The sequence below is a fragment of the Rhodohalobacter sp. 614A genome, assembly GCF_021462415.1.
Classification (GTDB): domain Bacteria; phylum Bacteroidota; class Rhodothermia; order Balneolales; family Balneolaceae; genus Rhodohalobacter.
Map to the genome: position 1 here is coordinate 544339 of NZ_JAKEDS010000001.1, position 16923 is coordinate 561261.

The window sequence follows — 16923 nt, forward strand, 5'->3', positions numbered from 1 at the left end:
TGCCCTCTGTGGATGGCCATTGAAGAGATTTGATGCTCTTCTTGATTAAGAATTTTGAGTCTTCATTTTCAGCTTGTTTTGGCCGTTTTTGCTGTCCAATAATTAGCATTATGTAAAGTTGAGTCAATTTCCGAACAAAATTAAGATATTCTGAAATTACTCTTTACATTTATTCTTAAAAACGCATTGTTACCTAATAGTATTCGGCTTGGTAAGGTGCGTTTATTGCGTCTAAATGCCATTTTACTCTCTCCTAAAATATTTAAGTTCGAATCGTCAGTTTTTTTGCTATTCGCTACTTGTAAAAACGGGAAAAATGGATGAGGATTTGTATATCAATTCTTTGCAGGAACTGCTCAATATACCTTTTACAATTTACATCATGAGGCACATGAATTTGTACATTTTCAAGTAACCTGCGTACAAAAGTATTCCCTTTTTGTTCAAGGTAATGTGTAGCGGTTATTTAATATCTGTTTAACACATGATCAAAAACCTCACTACAGGTCTGTGCATAAAGGGCCCGATCATACTTGTCTGGTAAAAAGCTGTCCAGTTCTTTCTCTATGGTAACTCGAACATCGGATATTCTTGATTGATAATTGGTCCAGTCGAGAACCAGTTTTTCTTTTTTAAGCTTATCCAGAAGTTCTTTGATTCCCATTTTAACACTCTCACGTTCTTTCTTGGTTAGCTCAACTTTTTCATGCTGGGTGATGACGTCGAATAGGGTTAACTGCTCTTCGGATAAATTTTCCCGGATATGCCGTTCTTCTTCATGATTTAATTTCTTGACAAATTTAAAGAGTTCTTCCAGTTGAACCTCAGCCGTAACACTGTAATTATTATACTTCTCAATCATCTCTTCGAACTGTTCTTTGAAATCAATCCGAGTGTGATTCTGCTCGATCATCTTCTCTAATTTATCTTCAATTTGAACTTTGATTTTCTGAAGTGCCACACGTTTATTCTTCGTTTTGGCAAACCGGTCCTTAAGCTTTTCAAAGTCCACATTACTCAAATCGATTGCATCAGAGCCGCTATCAATGACATAGGACTTGCTGTGAATCGATTCATCCAGTTTCTCTTCAATTTTTACATAGAGACTTGTCAGATCATCATTTGGAGTTGGCCCCAGACGTTTAATAAGATCACTGATTGCTTTCAATGCAGATCGTATAGGGAGAAATTCACCAGCCTTGGGATCTGGTAGAATTGCCTTATAAAGTTGATTCACGGTTCTGGCGTGCGCAACAAACTCCTTTTTCTTTTCTTCATTGATCAGAACTTTATCTGCTGCATTATTTACCTCTTCATCAAGTTCATTATACTCAACAATTGCTTTGGCAAATTCATCCTGGTACTTCGATTTCTCAAAACCTTCAGCGTCAATGATCTTTTGAAGACCCACTCCCTGTCTTTCACAGTATTCTTTTGCGAGTTTGATAGCCTCTCTTAACTGTTGAATCAATTCTTCTTTATTCTTCACTGGAACAGTGGAGTCGTCACTGTCCGGGCCGGTAGCGTAAACGGCCAATGCATCCTGAAGGTGACGAAACACACCGACATAATCGACGATCATCCCGTTATTCTTGCCTTCAAATACACGATTAGCCCTGGCGATGGTCTGCATAAGCGTGTGGCTCTTCATCGGTTTATCGAGATACAGAGTTGACAAACTGGACACCGAAAAACCTGTGATCCACATCGCACAGACAAACACAAATCTTAGCGGATCTTCATCATCTTTGAACTTTTCATCAAGGGGTTCTTTTTCTAAGCGGATTCGATGGGGTCTGATATCCAGTCCAACATCATCAAACTCTTTGATCTCATTTTGGGATTTTGATATCACAACGGCCATATCGGTTTCCTGAAGAAACTTTAATCGCTCCAGAAGCTGATCTTGCTCCAGTTTATCAGCCGTTTTCAATTTCTCTTTTACTCTTTCCTTTTCAGCCTCCCACTCTTTTTGTACTAGGTCGTACATTCGGACTGTGGTAAACCGGTCGATACAGACCATCATCCCTTTACCCATAAAACCACGGTTCAGAAAATGCTGAACTACATCTTTCGCAATGGTCTCCAGCCGATCCTTCCTTGTAATCAGATGATATTCCTGACGAAATTCTCTGGCCAGTTTCTCTTCCTGGGCTTCATTCAGCATTGCATCTTCAAGCAGTTGCTGTAACTCTTCATTTAAATGCTCGTTACTGAGCTCAAGCTCTGGAATTCGGTTCTCATAGAAGAGTGGAACTGTAGCATTGTCCTCAATGGATTGCTTGAAGTCATAAATGCTCACATAGTCTCCGAACACCTCTCTGGTTTTCTCGTCTTCTCCTTTAATGAGTGGGGTGCCAGTAAACCCAAGAAACGATGCATTGGGTAGAGCCTTCCTCATATTCATTGCCAGGGTATCATATTGAGTACGATGTGCCTCATCTGTAATGACAATAATGTCATCATCTTCACTTAATACCGGGAATTCCTCTCCATCCCGGCTGTGAAATTTGTGAATCAGGGTAAATGTGTAACGATGATTTTCCTGGAGTAGCTGCTTGAGTTGCTCTTTACTGTCAGCCCGGACTTCACTTTCCGGTTCGGTGACAGCTCCCACTCCGGCAAAGTTTTTATAGATCTGTTCATCCAGATCCAGCCGGTCCGTGACAATCACGAACTTCCAGTCACCGGGAATAGATCTCATGATCTTTCGTGTCAATAGGGCCATAGAATAACTCTTCCCACTGCCCTGAGTGTGCCAAAAGACCCCAAGCTTCCCCTTGTTCTCCTCAATACTTTTAACGGCCTGTATCGCATTATTCACACCAAGATATTGATGATTCCGAGCCATCAGCTTCTTTGGTTTTGAAACGACATTCTCAAAAAGGATAAAGTGTTCGAGAAGATCTAAAAGACGATTCTTTTCACAAACTCCACGAATAGCTGTTTCCAGTGAAACAATTCCCGGTTCTTCTTCATCACTGATCTTTTTCCATTCGGTGTAGAACTCCCAGGGAGATGAGATCGTGCCGATTTTTGTATCAACTCCATTGGAAAGAAAGATAAACTGGTTATACCAGAAGATTTTAGGAATGGTATCCTTATAGTCACTGATGTTGCCATTCAATGCTTCCTGAACGGGTCGCGCCGGTTTCTTAAGCTCAAACAGAAGAAGTGGAAGGCCATTTACAAATCCAACCAGATCAGGACGTTTATTTCCATAATCGCCGTTTACCCATAACTGAGAGACGAGCTGGAAGTCATTCTTGTCCGGCTCCTTCCAATCAATAACTTTAACAGTCTCCTGTTTCAGCATTCCGTCAGCACCACGAAATTCGATGTCTACACCTTCGCGGATTAAATCGTAAATCTCTTTATTGACACGGACCGGATGCATCGAGGACCGGTCTTTCGTAAACTCTTTTACAATTTCCACCAGGTTTTCTTGTGGAATATCGGGATTGAATTCCTCCAGTTTGCTCTTGAGTGTGGCAGTTAATACAACTTCATCACGGGTTTCCCGGCCAAGTGTACCTTTTGATTCTGTGGAGGCTAAGACTTCATCATACGCATTGACCGTCCGCCAGCCAAGGTGATTAAACAAGTCGATGGCTGGCTGCTCTACCTGATGATCTTCTGTATATCCCGATGCCATTGGTACTTTTTTTGGTTTGAATGAATATGGCACGGTTTATCAAGGTTGTCAATAGGGAATTCAATTCCACTTTTGATAGTGTAGAGAATGAAATATGTATGGCGATTCGCGATTTGCAAATCGCGAATTAAATCCTATTTTAAATCAAAAATGAAAGAACATACCGGAATGCGACCGCACGATATTGTTGTACTCAGTGCTGTGCTGCTTCAAAAAAGTGATAATTGGTATATGAAGGATCTGGCTCACAGTTTGCGACTAAGCCAGTCTGAAATCAGTGAGTCTTTACATCGCTCAATGCAAGTGAACCTTATTGGCCCCGAGAAAAAACACGTACAGCGTATGAATCTTAGGGATTTTATTCAATTTGGTTTGCAATATGTATTCCCTGCACTTCCCGGCACTATTGATCGTGGCATTCCCGCTGCCATTTCCGTACCTCCTTTTAAGGAACAAATAAGTTCCTCAATGGATATTGTCTGGGCATATCCGGGAGGAGAAACTAGTGGAATAACAATCCCCCCGCTATATCCAAAACTCCCACAAGCCTGCCTTGAATGGCAGGAACTGTATCAATTTGTGAGTATTCTTGATGTAATTCGAATGAATCAAAATAGACGGGAAATGGATATAGCCACACAATTATTGAAATCTCAACTTGATGTATGAATCCTGTAACGAAGAAACACTTAATCAAAGCTGCTAAGAAGTTAGAAGATTTTTTAGAAGATGCAGCATTTGTGGGCGGAGCAATTCTCCATACATACTTACCGAAGAACTTTGAAGGTCAGACTCGAATTACTTACGATCTTGATATTGTAATTCGTCTAACCCATTATGGAAGGTTGGAAGATCTAAATGAAAGGCTTGCAACCATAGGATTCTATCCCGACAAAGAGAGTTCTATAATTTGCAGGTATACTGATGGCGAACTTTTGTTGGACGTGATGCCAACCAAATCAAAAATTCTGGGATTTACGAATCAGTGGTATGAAGAGGGGCTGGACAACAAAGAGTGGATCAGTCTGAATGAAGAAACAAGTATCCCTCGTTTTACACTGCCCTACTACCTTGCAGCAAAATGGGAAGCGGTTAAAAACCGTGGAAAAAATGACTGGCGAATGAGTAAAGATATGGAAGACATCATCACGTTAGTCAACTATGGCGCCATTGAAAATCTAGTCAACCCAAAGAGCAAAGTTTTAGAATACCTGAAAGATTCATTTCGAGAACTAATTGATCACAGAAATGGTAGAGAAATCATCTTGAGCCATTTGAGCGGAGTGGACAGAACCAATGTGGGTGGAATCCTTCGTGATTTATACAGCTTTTCTAAAAAGTAAACTTTTTTGAGTACTGATTTAACCTCAAAAAAGCCTTGAACTTTCCCTTAATTATTGAAAAATTAGTCGAAAAAAATAATGCAGTTATTTTTATACTTGGCTATAAATGGCGGGATTGGATATTTAATCGCAACTAAAATTGGTAGAAATAGACAAATAGGATTTAATAATTCCCTTTTTTTCTCACTCACATTAACATTTGTTGTTGGACTTATTATCACGTTGTTGAGTAATAAATCCTCTTCCGATATACCTAAAAAATCACTTTCAAGAAAAATTCTGGGAGCTTTATTCATTGTATTTGGTTTAACCCTATTAATATTATTTGTACTTGAAAGCTTTGATCCATCTCGGTTCTCTCCGAATTTGAGTCCTCAAGCAGCAATTATTTACATAGGTATAGCTGGGTACGGATATTATTTGCTAAGAAGATCTAAAGGCATAAGGTTTGACAATATGGACCAGATGGTATGAGTATGAAAGTTCAATAATTTTAAATAAATAATGAGCATATCAGTGAGAAACATGAAACATTAATTTCAATTCTTCAATTAAATGAAGACGTGTATTTAGAAATAGTTCTTTATAACTTGCTCTATTTATCTTTCTCAAAAAAATATCACGATTTATCACAGACAACTGATACGCCATCACCTTCACATCCACCTGGTCAGCAAACTCATCTCGAATGATAAATCCTGACGCTTCTTGTTGCCAGCCGTCAATTGTATCAGGATATAAAAGCAGAATTTCATCTATTTTGTATCGAACGGCATAGGCCAGAACCTGATAGAGATCCGATTGTGAAATCCCTTTCTTTGGATCTTTGGGATCTTGATAAACCATCTTGTACTTGGTATCGGCTATAATTTTCTTCTCCCCGGTATCCAATATCAAATCCGGTCGAAGGAAAAACGTTTTATCTTCATCCAGGTAAACGGAAGAAGACTGTGGTACTGCCTTTACGCCATCCATTTCTTTTTCAATAAATCCATAGATAAAATCCTCAAACAGGTATTCCATCGGAATCAGGAAAGCGAAGAGCTTAAGATCGTTTTTGTAGTCAAAAGAGACTGCGTGATTCAGGAATAGCTGGCAGTAATCCCGAACGGTTTCAAATTCGGCAAAGGCGGGATTGAACTGGATGGCTGCACACTCATCAGCAGTTGCCGGTTCATCAGAGACATCATCCAAGGTGAAGAGGATCTCTCTAAGATACTTCTTGCTGTCATCATTCGTCGTATGGTTGATCAGAATCGATGTGACGTACTTGATGATCTGATTGAAACGATTGTCCAGCACAAATGGATCATAAATGCAATTCACTTTGTGCCAACGTGCCTTGGACAAATTTTCAGTCACATACCGTGTAATATCAAGCCGACCACGAACATACTGCACCTCGCGCCAGACCTCTTCATATTGCTGATAAATGGAATGCCCCAACAGCTCACGGGTGTATTTGGCGAATAGATAGATAAGAACCTCGAAGAAATCACTCTTTTCTGTATCCAGTGATGTTTGATAGTTCGGAAATTTAATCTTCCGGCAATAGCTCAGCCACCATAATATATGCTGCTGGATGGCCAAAAGATCGGATTGGTCGTATTCGCGGTCCTCATTAAAAAAGATCTTGGGCAGAAGGTTGATCTTTTGCTCTTCGTAGTGGATTACACCTACATACTTGTTAGACTTAATCTCCACGGTTTTGTGCAGAAATTGAAGGAACTGTTGAGACTCGATCTTGCTACCGTCTTCGTCATCTTGGGCGAAGTATTGGTTCTTTTCCCGCTGTCTCCAGATATCATCCAGAAAGACCTCCAGACCCTCGAAGTCTTCGGTTACCTCTTCCTTGTTCTGATATTCAAATAGATTGATCAACTCTGCCGTTGATTTGTAGTGGCCAGCTATTCTCCTGAATCTGGAGACCCGCATTCTTCAGGATTTCCGTTACCTCTTTTTCATCATTCATAAAGTATTCCAGCAGCAATGGAATCACTTTCCTGTTCATTCGCTCGACTAAGGTAAGATCACTATTCATGAAGTAACTGTGGCCGATCTGGAAATCGTGGCCCTTTAGTTTGATGATTCGTTCGTTGATCTTTCGAAGAATATCCTCATCGTGAATCTCTTTACCAGGAATATGATACAGTGGATACATCGCTTCAAACTCAAACCGGCGCCGTAGAGCGATGTCCAGTAAAGCAATAGATTTATCAGCCGTGTTCATTGTGCTGATAATGTAAAGATTAGATGGCACGGTAAAATCTTCCCCGGAAGGCAGCTTTGTAGATAATGCGAATTCACCTTCAGACCGTTTATCCGGTTCGATGAGTGTAATGAGTTCACCAAAAACCCTCGAAATATTGGCGCGGTTAATTTCATCAATGATGATCACATAATTCTTGCGTTCGACAACCTCCGTTTCTCCCGGTGATTTGCCGAGTTCCAGCAGTTTGTCCAGAAGTGGTTTGTAATAGGAGGAAAGTCCCTGTATTTCCAAAACGGATTCAGCTTCATACATTTTTCGCAACGTATTGATGCTCAGTGTATGATCTGTTCCACCACTTGTTTTTCGAAACTCGATGGATCGATTGGTAACTGCTGTTATGAAGTAGGAAACTCGTTTCATCTCCACTTCCAGATCTTCAACTTCCCCCTGCACGAGTGGATCTACATATTCGTTAAATACTGCCTCAAAAGATTTCTTTTTTGTGGTTGGCTTTTTGGAATTTTTCAGATTCTTTAGTGCTCGATCTGCAAGATCTTTAAAAATTCCATCATGTCTATCAAATGTGAGTTCTTTATTATTCTCAATATCTGGCCGTAAGCCCTGGATGAAGTCTTCGTAGCTATAGTTCTGGTGGAATGTGATGAATTCAATCGTATCTCTAAGATTCCTATTGAATATTTCTCGAGCCTCAGAATACTCTTCAATTTTCCGATTTTCGACAATTTCTGCCGCACGTTTTACTGTCAGATACGTTTTGCCGGTTCCTGGTGGGCCATAGAAAATGGTATTCAATGGGTAATTGATTGTAGTCTCGAACACCTTTTTATCTTCCATAACTTCAGCAGTAAATAATTTATCCAGGATTGAAGTATCAAGTGCAACTTTTGCAATCCAGGGATTATGCTTATCTGGATAAATGGATCGAAACTGTGACTTTTCCTGTCCCTTAACTCCTTTTCGTGCAAGCGCCAAAATTCCATCATAAAAATCTTTAACATTCACGTTATCTGCTTCCAGGTACACCCACGTCATTTCTCCCTCCTCAACCGGTACTGCTTTATCACTGATTTCTAAATCAAGATATAGCTCTTTTAGCTGATCCAGGTAATCATTATCAACGTAAAACCCTTGAATAACTTTACCACTTTTGCGCTGAAGATGAGTCACATATCGGCTGCCAATTGTAAATTGAACATAGTTATCAATTGCTGATGCATAGATTATTGGTTCATCATCATTGAGATCAAGTTCATGTAATACATAGTGCACTGTTTTGAAGAATTTTCGAACGGCCTTTTCATCATCAATTTTTTGGATAACCCGAACCAGCTCCCTCCACTTGTTTTTATCCAGATTCTCTTCAGCTTTTTTACTTTTTTCAGCTTCTTTCTTTTCATACTCAGTCGTCCAAAGCCAAGATTCGTGAGATATTTCATAGAATGGGAGATCGACTTTTTCACTTACCTGGTTTAGAATCCTTTCATAATCGCTGTAAGATTTAAAATCTACATCAATGGAGAGATGTTTAATTAAATATGGTTTCGCTGGTCCGTTTATGGGCAAATATTTTTCTGGATCAATATAGAATAAACCTGCCGTTAAACTTGCTTTGCCTGTTCCGTGTATAGATAGTACATCTGCAAATTTTGCATTTGTGATCGTATGATTAATTGCTTCATAAAAAAAGCTCCATAAACGAGCAATCTCATCATTTTTTCTATCATATTTATAGGGAAAAAACCAAACATTTTGTGCATGAATGGATGGAAGGCCTCGATGATCTTGTGGTTTACTTAAATTTAGTTTTTCGGCAATATTTTGCAGAATGACCAAGCGTTTATCGTCTCCATATTTATTGATATATGCAAAGAACGTAAACGGATCGATCTCCTCAAGATCAATGGTTTCACCTGATTCGTTTTTGTCATTAAAGATCGTACAGCCTGCCTCTTTCAAAAGCTCAATCAGCTCCTTCTGTTCACCTTCCATTTTGGAGAGGTATTGCGCCAGCTCTTTATGTGTTTGTACCCAGGTGAATTTTTTATCCATAGAATTCAAGACTTAATGAAGTTTGAATTGCAACAATTAAATTTCGAATAAACAAAGGCATTATAAATACCAGATCATCCTTGGAATTAATCATATTACTAATCTAGTCTTTGAAGGGGCATTGGCTGGTTTCTCAAACTGATTGCCATCAGTGTATTTACTACCATTCTATGATCTTATTTGAATTCAGACTCTAAAATTAGATACGTTCTCTTCAAGATCATAAATAATGTCAATAGTAAATTAAGATACAAATAGTATACGAGGAAATTGGGTATTAGAGAGGCTTTAATGCTAATCCCAGGTATATAAATTTCACTTAATATGTACCCAATAAACACAACTACTAAGCTCAGTACTGCAATAATAATTGAGTAAGATATATTACTGTATAACTCTTTAATCAAGTAATTTTTTTTGAGCTGTAATTCTAGATCCTTATCTGTAATCGATGGATTTTTCTGTTTTAAAGATTCCCTTGTTTCTTTTTTTAACTGAGCACTTATCAATACCAAAAGATTTAATAAAAGGCCCACAAAAATTGATAATGAAATAGAAATAGCATTTATGATTTTATCATGCTTTAAATCAATAAACAGAAATAAAAAAGTGACTACTACCCCTGGAAATATAAAGAACCAAAAAACATCCCAAGGATCTAGCTTTTTCTCATCATCATCTACTTTGGCACTTTTAGCATCATATAGTGTACTAATATGAGCTTTAAGAATACCTTTAATATTTACTTTGCTTGACATAGCTATATTTAATGAACGAGAGTTTCACCAATTTCTAATAACTCTTGTCTTGCCGCATCTCTTACACTTTCGAAAACGGCATAATTAGTTTTATCGTCTCTTTGAACCTGATCATCTATCTCTACACTCCCCCGAATTCTTTCGAGCTTTCCTAGGTTTAAGGTTTTCTCATGTCCATTTCTTTCTATTTTAATTTTCAAATCATCGTAATCAAAGACATCTCCAGAAGTACTTATTTCTATATATCTGCTATTTTTATCACTTATTGCTTTCATCAAATTCCTTCTGAAAATATTCAATGAATTTTCATCATACTCTTCAATTTTAATACTAAGTTGTGCCCTGACATATTCTGGCTCAAGCCCCCCTATGTTATTAAATGCATCTCTATCAGCGTTATATTTAATAAATGTAAATTCAGAGGCCACACTTTCATTTATTAATTCTTCAATTGCCTCTTTTGGTAGGTAGGTATTAAACTCTACATATAAATTTTCGTATTCGTTTCTTAGAAATTCTCGAAAAGCTAAAGCTAATTGGGTTTTCATTGAAAACCTTCCATCAATTTGTAAACCTATCAACCCTGTATAAAAACCAGACCTAACATAAAATGAACCTAATAGAGGATAAGTACTCGCTTGATTTGGAGTTTGGACATGAACCCTTTTACCTGTCTCTACATCATCTATATTAGATGAATACCCGAAGTCCCCGGATCTGAAAACCCCAAAATAAAACTGTTTATTCCCATCCTCTATTTTTTCAACTTCACTTTCCGAATCTTTTTGATCACGGTATTTAAACAATTTATTGTAATTGCTTAAATTCTGTGGATTATCCTCTAGCCATTCTTCAAATTCAACTATGATATCTATCAAATGGACTCCCTCAATATCATTTAAAGGGTAATAACTATCTTTATCCCTTTGTTGACGAATCTTTATTGTATAGATATCTAATTTTGTTGTCATAATCTTATAGTTGTTTTGTGTCGATTTTCCCTGAAATCAACTTTGGCAAAAGCAAATCTCTGGTTTCTTTAAGCCTTTGTAGATTTTTGTGTAATAGTAGAATTTGTCTATTTATTGGACTAATAGCACTGTCAAAGTGACGATATACATCTTGAGGCGGTAACGCTATGTGAACCTCATCCAATGCAGATTTTCTTATATGTTGCATTGTTGTCCCAGCAGTTTTTGTTAGAAACTCTTTTAAACTAACATCCAACGCATAATACAAATAGTCTTTTGTTAAATAGCTGACTTTTGGAGACACATTAAAAATGTGTTGATTTAAAAGTGCTTTCCCTCTATACCATAAAAAGATTCCTAATGATGCAGACCACGCAAACAATAAGTCTCCATCATTGATGTAGTACTTTTTATCAATATCCCTACCGTGATAATATGATGTATTATCTGAAAACCCACTTTTTAATTCTCGGATCTTGACTATAGGTAGTCCTTCATCTTGCCAATGTTTAGGCTTAAAAGCTTTGCCATTTTGAAATTCAGCAATCTCACTGAAACTCTTAATATCCCATTCCTTTGGCACATCACCCAATTCTACCCCCGAATCCACCAACTCATCCTTCTCATGACCGGGATAGCGATAATGCACAAACCACTCACGATAGATGAGCTGCGCCATCTCCTCCAGGATGGCAATACGCCGGGTGTTGTTTTCAATCAGATCATCAAAGGCAGAAAGGATGGAGGCGATTTTTTGCTGGGTTTCATATGATGGCAGGTCGGATAATTCTAGTCCCCGAATATCACTCATATTTAAATGTGGAACGGTTGATCCAGTAGAAACAGCGTGAAACCGTTCTTGAATCTCATCACCCAATAAGAGATAAACTAAATACTGAGGGTAAATTTTGTCTTCATCAGGTCGTATTAAAACAGTGCGCTGACCAAGACACGGCTTCAATCCGTCAGTTACTATAGCAACATTACCAACCGGTGCTTCTCTCGCTAATATCAGATCATTCTTTTGAGGTACAGCCCTCCTTGTCCATTTCTCATAACTTTCTTGTGAAATTCTTCTAACATCATCTAAAATCAATCTTCCTCTGCCAATATTTGGAGTTCTGATATAAGGATACCCCTCATCCTCAGTTGGTGCAGTTTTGTGTTCCGAATCAACAATCAGTTCGGTAATTTCTTCAAGTTTCATATCTATAACTTTGAAAGTATCTCAGAAATCGAATCGGAAATTTGCGATTCAAGTTTTTCAGATTGAGAATTTAATAACTCCAACTCTTCATATAGTTCTTCCAATCGAATCTCAAAATCTATTTCATCCTCTTTCTGTTCAGCCACACCCACATAACGACCGGGATTCAGGCTCCAACCCTGGGCTTCAATCTCTTCTACTGTAGCTACTTTGCAGAGTCCGGGAATGTCTTCGTACTCACCATTTGGGAAGAGCTCATCCATATTCTCCGGCTGGGTTAATGAGTTGCCGTTGGCTGAATATTCAACCTCTGGCTCGGCGGCCATCGGCAGGGTATCTTCTAAAGCCTCGCCACGGTATCGGCGCACAATTCTGGCAATGAAGTCAATCTGTTCAGGAGTAAAATCGCGGTGGGCGCGGTCAAGCTGCCGGTAAATGTTACGGGCGTCAATAAAGAGAACTTTGTTTTCCCGGTCGGTTCCTTTCTTGCCCTTATCAAAAAACCAGAGAGTACAGGGGAGAGTTACCGTATAAAAGAAGTTGGACCCAATGGAGATGATCACATCCACCACGCCTTCTTCAATAATCTTTTTGCGGATCTCCATCTCACTGTGGCGGGCATCGGCGGCGGAGTTGGCCATTACAAATCCGGCGCGCCCCTTCTCATTCAGTGCACTGTAGAATTCCTGAATCCAGAGGTAGTTGGCATTATCCGGGTTTGGTATGCCGAATGGATAGCGCTTGTCACCTTCAATGGATTCCTTATTCACGCCATCCACATTGAAGGGCGGATTGGCCATCACATAATCAAACCGGCCTACACAATTATGTCGGTTTTCGTAATAGGTATTTCCCGGCAAGATATTACCCTCCATTCCGTGTACTGCCAGGTTCATCTTGCAGAGCCGAACAGTGGCATCGACTTTTTCTTGTCCGTAAATAGAAAGAACCTTGTTGTTCTTGGTGGCATGCTTGCGCTCTGAAGCTTCAGCGTAGGAGTGACGTTTCCGAAACTGCTCACTCTGAATAAACATACCACCCGAACCGCACGCCGGGTCCAGCACCAGCCCGCCATAGGGTTCCAGCACTTCCACAATCAGCTTTACAATAGAGGTAGGTGTGAAAAACTCGCCGCCCTTTTGTCCCTCACTCATCGCGAAGTTGCCCAGGAAATATTCGTAAATCTTGCCAAATACATCCCCTCCAATATCCATCGGAATATTGGAAAAGGTTTTGAGCAAATCCTTCAGTGTCTGGTCACCGAATCTCTTGTATTGCTTTGGAAGTGTATCACGCAGTTCTGGATTTGCCTCTTCAATAGATTCCATAGCGATGTTAATCGCCTTACCAATATCTTCACTTTCCGGCATCTCTAAGAGATTATCATACCAGGCTTCTTCCGGGAGATACATCACACCTTCGGCTTTATAATCATCCGGTCCGATGGTCCGCCGCCCGGTGGCCTGCTTGGATAGCTTTTCATGCGCCGGTTTAAAACGGCTCCAGGCATACCGCAAAAAGATAAGTCCAAGCACTGGCGTTGAATATTCGTATGAGCTGAGAGAGGAGTTAGCCCTCAGATTATCTGCTGCTTCCCATAGACGTTTTTCGAGTTGCTTAACATCCGTACTGCTCATGTGTTCCCCAAAAATTGATGAAGGTGGTTCTTAATTCTGTAAACTTAAAATAACAGAATGATGGTAAATGGGAAGCGGGAATTTTCGAGGAATAAATCAGGTAAATTGTTCTCGCAAAACTTCAGCCTTCTTGGATAAAATATCCTTCAACTCATCAAGTGAATGGTTTTTTAAGCCATATCTATTTTTTGCACCGCACTCACAACTGTTTCCTTTCATTGAATTCGTTCTCAAGCATCTTGGACAAATCCAAGCTTCCGTATTTCTAAATGTGCCTTCCTCTACAGTTTTCTTGATTTGTGTATTGAATTTGTTATTCAGAAAGTCTGAAATCTTTGAATATCTCACTACATCTTTTCTATCATAAAAACTCTTGTTAATAGCACAAAGGTGCAGAGCTCGAAATCTTCGTATTGGATCTTGATCCTCTAACAATTTCAAAATGAGACTGCTGTTAAACCAATTTCTATTCTCTAAAGCAGTTACAATACATATCCAATATTTGATAGAAATTGAATGGATTTCTCGAAAAACAAGCATTTCAAGTTCACTTTGAGGAATAATCTCTAAATATTTAATCAACTTTTTGTCGTCTACATAAGCCAGTGAATTGAGATCAATCCCATCATCGAAAAGACCAAAGATTTTATACTTAATTAATTCATCACTATTAATGTCTACAAATGGGCGTTCGTCTTTCTTGAGCCTCTCTTGTATTGATTTTTTCTTTATTTCATATTCTACAATTTCAGAACTTAACTGACTGCCAATTTGCCTGCCATCTTTATCTTCTTCGTTAATTTTAAATTTTACGGCAGTGCCATATACATTTAACATAAACATAGATTTGCCACCACCGGAGATTTCATCGATATCCATATGAAATCCAATCACTCCATTTGCATGAAGTTTTTTTGCTTCATTTTCTAAACCTCGAATGGCCGCTGACTTTAACTTGTCCAACTCATTTTTATAACCTTTTGTCTCGCCACCAAACACATCTCTGAAGGAGGCAAAAACATCTTTGAATAAATTAGCTCCTATAACAATCTGTTCGTTTACCTGTCCTAAGTACTCTTCAATCTCTTTGTTGTGAAAATAATCGTTGGTTGTGATTAGCATAGTATGTTGTGTCCCCTTTCAGATAAATTGAATTTGACATTATTATAACTAATTGATCCCAAACTAATTAATGATACTATGAAAGCTTTGGAATACTCACTCAAAGAACTAATCAAAGAAGCCGTCAGGGAAGTCATTCTTGAGGAAAAGGAGAAAGGAACGTTTGATTCTGTAGTCCACAAGAAAATTCAAGTCCGTGAATCAGAACAAACTAAAATTAAAAAAAGAGATCCGTTATCCATTATACGTGCTGATGAATTAGCTGAACTACTCTCTGTGTCCACCGTTACACTCTGGCGCTGGGAGACCGAAGGAAAAATGCCAGCCAAAGTTAAGTTTGGAGGTAGAATGGTTGGCTGGCGTTATTTTGAGATTGAGGAGTGGTTGGGAAGAAACTAAATTGATATTTTCATTACTGGTACCATTTTCGATTTGTAAATTCAGTTCAATTTATCCCTTTATTTTCCAATTTTTTATCCAGCTCTGTCATTGCCTTAGAAAGATTTAGCATCATCAACTGCTGATAGGGGTCTGTTTTTTCGATGGCTTTCTGACCCAATACATCATCAGCCACGTTAGTAGGCAACCTATATTCAAGGGCTACAGTTGTTGCAAATGTGTACCTGCCCAAAACGAATGGCAAAGCACGCATTATCCCGGCAAGGCGTGCCAACTTATTAAGATGTTTGCCAGTTGATGGTGGCATACGTTCTGGAAATAGTAAAGTCGTATCTGCTACTAATCTTGATTTATTGTATTTGTCAATAATTCCTTGAGCTTCCTTCAGTACAGGTATTTTTCGTGGCTCCCAAGAATCACCTCTACTAACATATAACCACATTGAAGAGTCCGCTTCTTTCTGAATATGATTTGTAGATACAGCTTTGATCTCTTCAAATGATAGACCCGTATAACAACTAAAAAGAAAAATGTCTTTTACTAATTGAAGAATTTCATCAGATGGATCTGTCCGTCTGATGGCTTCTAATTCTTCTTTTGATAGATAATCAATAGAATTCTCTTTTTTTGAATGGCTATAGAAATCGGATGGATTAAATCGGATCAGATTTTTTTGAATCGCGAGACGAAAGATCTTACCCAGCATCTCCACATAGGTAACTGCCGTATTGTGAGCCATCTTTCTATCATGTACCAAATAATCATGAAAGTCATTACTGAAGGATCTCTTGATTGCTGAAAATTTAAGATCCTCTTTCTTAAATCGATCTAAAAAAAACTCCGACAGCCTCGAACAGATTGTTCTGTACTTTACCCAGGTACTTTTTGCAAGATTCCCTTGGTGAACCTCTTTTTCGAGTTGTTCATTATGCTCATCAAAAATTGAGAGAAGACCAGATTTTGAACGTTTATTCATAGTGTTTGAAGCTTTCATTTTATTTGAAATTTACCTGTTTTGATCAGCTTTTCAAATAATATAAATACAATATAAACAGTTGTTTAGTGTACTTTGCTTTGTAAATAGCAGTGGACGCATTAGCCTATTTAATGATGTAAAACTAAACACTCTCTTTTCCTATAATTCAACTTTAAACCGTATAAGAGAAGCCTAAACAGACTTCATAATGTGATTGGAATTGTGATGATTACTTAGTAACGGTTATGGACTTTGTAATGTATTGTGGACAATCTTTTTTCGAAATTTTTTTCCAATTAATTCGACACTGAACTTTCCATTAAAACTTGAGTGCGTATTGCGTCTGCCAAAGGGTGCAAGAAATGACAATTAATCAGGTCTATTGTAAATAAATTCATCCCGTCTTATCATGAATCATGCAAACCACAACAAATAACTTTCCAAAGAATGTAATTGCAAGCAAGGGCTGCTACGCTATTGCTACGCAAAATTACCCAGGTATAAAAAAAGACCGTTTAAATGTACCTACGGGGCAGTTTTCGTCCGGCGAATCCTCGGCTGGGGGTCGAGGGG

General features: G+C 38.6%; 13 protein-coding genes. 4 read left to right on the top strand and 9 right to left on the bottom strand.

From position 1 onward, the window contains the following. Nucleotides 1–466: 466 nt before the first annotated feature. Complete coding sequence (locus L0B18_RS02115) at nucleotides 467–3655, bottom strand: type I restriction endonuclease subunit R (RefSeq protein WP_234567493.1); 3189 nt, start codon at nucleotides 3653–3655, stop codon at nucleotides 467–469. A gap of 150 nt (nucleotides 3656–3805) precedes the next feature. On the opposite strand from L0B18_RS02115, the gene L0B18_RS02120 reads away from it, so the two are divergent. The 3 genes from L0B18_RS02120 to L0B18_RS02130 all read left to right on the top strand — a co-directional run bounded on the left by L0B18_RS02120 (nucleotide 3806) and on the right by L0B18_RS02130 (nucleotide 5472). Then, nucleotides 3806–4324 (top strand): hypothetical protein, encoded by a 519-nt coding sequence (locus tag L0B18_RS02120; RefSeq protein WP_234567494.1) that lies wholly within the window; start codon nucleotides 3806–3808, stop codon nucleotides 4322–4324. Continuing rightward, nucleotides 4321–4998 (top strand): hypothetical protein, encoded by a 678-nt coding sequence (locus L0B18_RS02125; protein WP_234567495.1) that lies wholly within the window; start codon nucleotides 4321–4323, stop codon nucleotides 4996–4998. Before L0B18_RS02120 ends, L0B18_RS02125 begins: the two co-directional genes overlap by 4 nt. Nucleotides 4999–5076: 78 nt before the next feature. Beyond that, nucleotides 5077–5472 carry a hypothetical protein gene (locus L0B18_RS02130; RefSeq protein WP_234567496.1) on the top strand — a complete coding sequence of 132 codons (396 nt, stop codon included), beginning with the start codon at nucleotides 5077–5079 and terminating at the stop codon, nucleotides 5470–5472. A gap of 39 nt (nucleotides 5473–5511) precedes the next feature. Here the strand turns inward: L0B18_RS02130 and L0B18_RS02135 are convergent, their stop codons facing one another. The 7 genes from L0B18_RS02135 to L0B18_RS02165 all read right to left on the bottom strand — a co-directional run bounded on the left by L0B18_RS02135 (nucleotide 5512) and on the right by L0B18_RS02165 (nucleotide 14975). Next, complete coding sequence (locus L0B18_RS02135; RefSeq protein ID WP_234567497.1) at nucleotides 5512–6879, bottom strand: McrC family protein; 1368 nt, start codon at nucleotides 6877–6879, stop codon at nucleotides 5512–5514. Then, nucleotides 6863–9280: an McrB family protein gene (locus tag L0B18_RS02140; protein ID WP_234567498.1), complete on the bottom strand. Its 2418-nt coding sequence runs from the start codon at nucleotides 9278–9280 to the stop codon at nucleotides 6863–6865. The genes L0B18_RS02135 and L0B18_RS02140 overlap by 17 nt, the downstream gene beginning before the upstream one ends. Before the next feature lie 176 nt (nucleotides 9281–9456). Next, entirely contained in the window at nucleotides 9457–10038 is a 582-nt protein-coding gene (locus L0B18_RS02145) for a hypothetical protein (protein ID WP_234567499.1), read from the bottom strand. Between the two features lie 8 nt (nucleotides 10039–10046). After that, nucleotides 10047–11009 carry a DUF713 domain-containing protein gene (locus L0B18_RS02150; RefSeq protein ID WP_234567500.1) on the bottom strand — a complete coding sequence of 321 codons (963 nt, stop codon included), beginning with the start codon at nucleotides 11007–11009 and terminating at the stop codon, nucleotides 10047–10049. Nucleotides 11010–11013: 4 nt separating this feature from the next. Beyond that, nucleotides 11014–12216, bottom strand: coding sequence for a restriction endonuclease subunit S (locus L0B18_RS02155; protein ID WP_234567501.1), 1203 nt, complete (start codon nucleotides 12214–12216; stop codon nucleotides 11014–11016). A 2-nt stretch (nucleotides 12217–12218) separates the two neighbouring features. Continuing rightward, entirely contained in the window at nucleotides 12219–13853 is a 1635-nt protein-coding gene (locus L0B18_RS02160) for a type I restriction-modification system subunit M (RefSeq protein WP_234567502.1), read from the bottom strand. A 96-nt stretch (nucleotides 13854–13949) separates the two neighbouring features. Beyond that, nucleotides 13950–14975, bottom strand: coding sequence for a YbjQ family protein (locus tag L0B18_RS02165; RefSeq protein WP_234567503.1), 1026 nt, complete (start codon nucleotides 14973–14975; stop codon nucleotides 13950–13952). Nucleotides 14976–15053: 78 nt separating this feature from the next. On the opposite strand from L0B18_RS02165, the gene L0B18_RS02170 reads away from it, so the two are divergent. Beyond that, complete coding sequence (locus tag L0B18_RS02170; protein ID WP_234567504.1) at nucleotides 15054–15374, top strand: helix-turn-helix transcriptional regulator; 321 nt, start codon at nucleotides 15054–15056, stop codon at nucleotides 15372–15374. Between the two features lie 46 nt (nucleotides 15375–15420). Here the strand turns inward: L0B18_RS02170 and L0B18_RS02175 are convergent, their stop codons facing one another. Continuing rightward, entirely contained in the window at nucleotides 15421–16350 is a 930-nt protein-coding gene (locus L0B18_RS02175) for a tyrosine-type recombinase/integrase (protein WP_234567505.1), read from the bottom strand. Between the last annotated feature and the right edge of the window lie 573 nt (nucleotides 16351–16923).